We start from the raw sequence: 2,818 nt of genomic DNA, 5'->3' as shown, positions 1-2,818 counted from the left end.
TGCTGTGATGGCCGCTCGCATCGAACACCTCGTCACCTCGGGGACGTTTTCCCTCGACGGCGGGACCTGGGACGTCGACAACAACGTCTGGATCATCGGCGATGACGAGGAAGCAGTCGTCATCGACGCGGCACACGACGCGGACGCGATCCTCGCCGCGCTCGGCGGACGGCGGCTGCGGGCCATCCTCTGCACCCACGCGCACGACGACCACATCGATGCCGCGCCCGCGCTGGCCTCCCGTACCGGGGCGACGATCCACCTCCACCCCGACGACCTGCCGCTGTGGAAGCAGACCTATCCGAACGGCGCGCCGGACCGGGAGCTGGCGCACGGGCAGGTGCTGACCATCGCCGGTACCGACCTCACGGTGCTGCACACGCCGGGCCACGCGCCCGGCGCGGTCTGCTTCCACGCACCGGACCTGGGGGTCGTGTTCAGCGGTGACACGCTCTTCCAGGGCGGGCCGGGCGCGACCGGGCGATCATTCTCGGACTTCCCGACCATCGTCGAGTCGATCCGGGACCGGCTCCTGACGCTCCCGCCGCAGACGAAGGTCCTCACCGGTCACGGCGACAGCACCACCATCGGGGACGAGGCGCCGCACCTGGAGGAGTGGATCGCGCGGGGCCACTGAGGCGTGGCCGTACCGGTGTCGCTTGCTGCCGGTTTTCGAACCTTTGCGCCGCTATCCCCTGCACTCCGTCAGGCGGGCCGGTTACCGTGCTCGGTATGGCAACCAGCACAGCACCGACCGCGCACGGCTACGCATTGCTGATTGCCGCCGATCCGCCGGCCCGGCGGGCGCTGCCGGCGACCACCGTGTTGCCGCAGCTGGCCGCCGTTCCGCCGGCGCACCTCGTGGGTGCCGCGTACGCCAGTGCCGTGCAGCTGGCCAACCCCGACGACCCGAACACGGTGCTGACCCACATCCGCACCGCGGCCGGCGTCGAGGGCCCGCTGCTCATCTACGTGGCGGGGCACCTCCAGGTGGACGCGCGGCAGGGCAGACCGCACCTGGCGCTGGCCCGGACGGCGCCGCGCACGATCCGGTACACCGCGCTGCCGTGGCACTGGCTCGCCGCGGAACTCCGGCACCGGCCGCCGGGCAGCACGACGGTCGTGGCAGATCTGGCGGCGGCGCCGGAGGTCTGGCAGCAACTGAGCACGGGGCAGCTGTCGCTGGGAGGACCGTTCCTGCTGTACGGCGCGGTGCAGCGGACCGACAAGCGGAGCACGCCGGCGCCCGCGTACACGCAGGCCCTCGCGCAGGCGCTGCGCGTGGCGCCCCGGCGGCCCGGTACGGAGGAACTGCACGCCCACGTGGCGCGTACCGCCGCGCTGGGCGGGCCGACGACGCTGTGGCTCGGCGGAGCCCAGGCCGCCGAAGGGACGGCTGGAGGCCGGCCGGTGGCGGCTGGTGGGGCGATGGCGGCGGCTGGTGGGCCGATGGCGGCCGGTGGGCCGACGAGTCCGTACGAGGCGTCTGCGCCGGGGTACGACGTGCCCGTACAGGGGTACGACGTGTCCGTGCCGGGGTACGGCGTGCCGGGGGCATCCGGTGCGCCGGCTGAGCCCGTGGCGACCGAGTACGGAGCGCCGGTGGCCGCCTTCGACAACGCGCCCGTTTCGGAGTACGGGGCGCCCGAGCCGGGGCCTGCGGCTGTGCCGCCGGCTGCGCCCGCGGCTGCGCCGATCCCCGCGCCGGAGCCTGCTCCCGTGCCCGAGCCGACGCCGGCGGGCGCCTACGGGGGTGCGGAGCCCGCGGGACCCCCGGTGGTCAGGTCGGAGCCGGAGTCGGAGCCGTCCGACTACGAACTGGCCCCCGCAGTGAAGCCGGCTCCCCCTGAGACCGCGCCTTCCGCGGCCCCCGAAGCGCCGCGCTCCGAGACTCCCGAGGTCGCGCCTTCCGCGGCCCCCGAAGCGCCGCGCTCCGAGACTCCCGAGGTCGCGCCTTCCGCGGCCTCTGAAGCGCCGCGCTCCGAGGCCCCCGAAGCGCCGCGCTCCCAGGCCCACGAGGTCGCGCCTTCCGCGGCCTCCGAGGTGCCACGCTCCGAGGCACCGCAGGGCCCCGAATCCGGCTTTGATTCCGACCCCGGATCCGGCCCTGATTCCGGCCCTGATAATGGCCCCGAATCCGGCCGCGGATCCGCTCCCGGCCCGGTCTCCGCTCCCGTTCCGTTGCCTCCCATGCCGGCGCGGCCGCCGATTCCCGTCGTCGCGGCGATACCCCAGGTGCCGCATGCGGCGCCCGTCGTGGACCCGCACCACGCCGTATTCGCCGCGGCTGCCGCCGGGCGGCACGGCGAGGCCGCCGCGATGGCCGCGGCCTGGGAGCAGGCGGCCCTCCGGAGCCACGGGCCCGTGTCACCCGAGGCGGTGCACTGGATCGAGGTACAGGCCGAGCTGGCGCACCAGGCGGCGGAGCCGGCGCGGGCGAGCGGGCTGTGGATGCGGTCCGCGCACGTCCGGCTGGCCGGCGGGCAGAACGCCACGGACCCCGAGGTCACGGCCGCCGTGGACCGCGCCCACCACTGCTGGCACCAGGTCAGCGACCGGGACGGCATCCGGGAGCTGGGCGTGGAGCTGGCGAACCTGCGCGGCCGGGTGCCCGGCAGGAGCGGCGCCCGCGACGACGTGCAGCGCCGCCTCGCCCAGCTGAACGAGACCGTCAACGGCTAGGCGCCGGCGTGCCCCGGCCGGGTACCGGCGTGCTTCGGTTACTGACCTTTCCGCTGCGTTGTCGGGAGTGACGTCGGCGGGTGTCCGCGGTATGCCGTTGCTATGCGGTATGCGCAAGGGGGAGGACTGAGGCCGC

At 74.8% G+C, this 2,818-nt stretch carries 2 protein-coding genes; both read left to right on the top strand.

What is annotated here, in order from left to right; translation table 11 throughout:
- The first annotated feature begins 7 nt into the window (after positions 1-7).
- Entirely contained in the window at positions 8-637 is a 630-nt protein-coding gene (locus tag IF20_RS36830) for an MBL fold metallo-hydrolase (RefSeq protein ID WP_052869796.1), read from the top strand.
- 95 nt (positions 638-732) lie between these two features.
- Positions 733-2,682: a hypothetical protein gene (locus IF20_RS36825; protein ID WP_199896930.1), complete on the top strand. Its 1,950-nt coding sequence runs from the start codon at positions 733-735 to the stop codon at positions 2,680-2,682.
- The last annotated feature ends 136 nt before the right edge of the window (positions 2,683-2,818 follow it).

The sequence above is a fragment of the Streptomyces niger genome, from assembly GCF_000718305.1.
In the GTDB taxonomy this organism is placed as follows: domain Bacteria; phylum Actinomycetota; class Actinomycetes; order Streptomycetales; family Streptomycetaceae; genus Streptomyces; species Streptomyces niger.
The sequence above is the reverse complement of the archived record's forward strand: the minus strand, read 5'-3'. Positions and strand labels throughout refer to the sequence as shown.